The following is a 1427-nucleotide window of genomic DNA, read 5'->3' on the forward strand; positions in this document are numbered from 1 at the left end:
CAAGGGTTGGGCTGTTCGCCCATTAAAGCGGCACGCGAGCTGGGTTCAGAACGTCGTGAGACAGTTCGGTCCCTATCCGTCGCGGGCGTAGGAAATTTGAGAGGATCTGCTCCTAGTACGAGAGGACCAGAGTGGACTTACCGCTGGTGTACCAGTTGTTCTGCCAAGAGCATCGCTGGGTAGCTATGTAGGGAAGGGATAAACGCTGAAAGCATCTAAGTGTGAAACCCACCTCAAGATGAGATTTCCCATAACGCAAGTTAGTAAGAGCCCTGAGAGAAGATCAGGTTGATAGGTTRGRAGTGGAAGTKKKGTGASMMATGGAGCGGACYAATACTAATCGCTCGAGGACTTATCCTAGAATAAGAGCTTCATCAGAGTGCAGCGAATGGTTTAGAGAATTGTGAGATTTGATATTGTATTCAATTTTGAGTTGACAAGGCTTGTCTGAGAGGACAGGACAGTTAATTCAATAGTTAAGTGACGATAGCCTAGGAGATACACCTGTACCCATGCCGAACACAGCAGTTAAGCCCTAGAACGCCGGAAGTAGTTGGGGGTTGCCCCCTGTGAGATATGGTAGTCGCTTAGCGAAGGGAGTTTAGCTTAGTTGTAATGGAGAGGAAATCGAAATTACAATCGGCGGATGAGAGAAACGAAGTTTCTCACCGTTGGCTGAGCTAGACTCCACCCTTTGGGAGTTTAGCTCAGCTGGGAGAGCATCTGCCTTACAAGCAGAGGGTCAGCGGTTCGATCCCGTTAACTCCCATATTCTGAAAAGAATAGGTCCCGTAGTGTAGCGGTTATCACGTCGCCCTGTCACGGCGAAGATCGCGGGTTCGATTCCCGTCGGGACCGTTGAAGTCGAGAAGATTTCAATAAAAGTAAGAGACTCGTTAGCTCAGTTGGTAGAGCATTTGACTTTTAATCAAAGGGTCACTGGTTCGAGCCCAGTACGGGTCATAAGAGCGGGTTTGGCGGAATTGGCAGACGCACCAGATTTAGGATCTGGCGCTTTAGGGCGTGGGGGTTCAAGTCCCTTAACCCGCATATAAGATAATAATGAGCCGGCTTAGCTCAGTTGGTAGAGCATCTGATTTGTAATCAGAGGGTCGCGTGTTCAAGTCATGTAGCCGGCATTTTTGAATAGGATGCGAACGTAGTTCAGTGGTAGAACATCACCTTGCCAAGGTGGGGGTCGCGGGTTCGAATCCCGTCGTTCGCTTGAGGCGGCCGGGGTGGCGGAACTGGCAGACGCACAGGACTTAAAATCCTGCGATTGGTAACAATCGTACCGGTTCGATTCCGGTCCTCGGCATAGACTTGTAAGAGGCAGTAGAAGAAGATGAGCACCCTTAGCTCAACTGGATAGAGTACCTGACTACGAATCAGGCGGTTAGAGGTTCGACTCCTCTAGGGTGCATTAA

8 tRNA genes and 2 rRNA genes are annotated in these 1427 nt (G+C 49.7%); all 10 read left to right on the forward strand.

The annotated features are described in order from the left end of the window. Positions 1–360, forward strand: a 23S ribosomal RNA gene (locus tag K1I80_RS11915); the annotation flags it as partial. 116 nt (positions 361–476) lie between these two features. After that, a 5S ribosomal RNA gene (gene rrf, locus K1I80_RS11920) occupies positions 477–592 on the forward strand. A 104-nt stretch (positions 593–696) separates the two neighbouring features. Beyond that, positions 697–769: transfer RNA gene (locus K1I80_RS11925), tRNA-Val, on the forward strand. A 16-nt stretch (positions 770–785) separates the two neighbouring features. After that, positions 786–858: transfer RNA gene (locus K1I80_RS11930), tRNA-Asp, on the forward strand. A gap of 32 nt (positions 859–890) precedes the next feature. After that, positions 891–963 (forward strand) — tRNA-Lys (locus tag K1I80_RS11935). A 5-nt stretch (positions 964–968) separates the two neighbouring features. Beyond that, positions 969–1050 (forward strand) — tRNA-Leu (locus K1I80_RS11940). Positions 1051–1066: 16 nt separating this feature from the next. Next, positions 1067–1139, forward strand: a tRNA-Thr gene (locus tag K1I80_RS11945). Between the two features lie 14 nt (positions 1140–1153). Then, positions 1154–1225, forward strand: a tRNA-Gly gene (locus K1I80_RS11950). A 7-nt stretch (positions 1226–1232) separates the two neighbouring features. Then, positions 1233–1318, forward strand: a tRNA-Leu gene (locus K1I80_RS11955). A gap of 31 nt (positions 1319–1349) precedes the next feature. Then, positions 1350–1423 (forward strand) — tRNA-Arg (locus K1I80_RS11960). Positions 1424–1427: the final 4 nt, after the last annotated feature.

It is taken from the genome of Streptococcus sanguinis (assembly GCF_019929225.1).
In the GTDB taxonomy this organism is placed as follows: domain Bacteria; phylum Bacillota; class Bacilli; order Lactobacillales; family Streptococcaceae; genus Streptococcus; species Streptococcus sanguinis_J.